Below are 276 nucleotides of genomic sequence, written 5' to 3'. Positions count from 1 at the left end.
CAAAATTAATATCGTGTTGAGCAAAAAAGTGTTGTGCCAGAAGATAGATTGGATTCCCATCTACTACGAATGTTAAGTCCTCTGGAATCTCATTCATCTTCAGTAAGACTTCATCGATCGCACGAATCGCAGACATTGTATCTCGATTTGGTGATACCGGGTAAGAAAGGATAATCTTTTTCACGGCGTCAAAAAAGAAAAATAGATAATGCCAGCGTCCATTCACTCGAATGTAGGTTTCATCCCCACAGAATTGTTCAGAAAGCTCATAAGGAT

Annotated in this window: 1 protein-coding gene; it reads right to left on the bottom strand. The window is 39.1% G+C overall.

Annotated elements, in window-relative coordinates:
- The coding region (locus M3202_RS22165; RefSeq protein WP_251225357.1) for a transposase at positions 1-276 on the bottom strand (276 nt) is incomplete at both ends.

Source organism: Halalkalibacter oceani, assembly GCF_023715605.1.
Classification (GTDB): domain Bacteria; phylum Bacillota; class Bacilli; order Bacillales; family Bacillaceae_D; genus Halalkalibacter; species Halalkalibacter oceani.
Note: the sequence above shows the minus strand (reverse complement) of the source record. Positions and strands in the feature narration are given on the sequence as shown.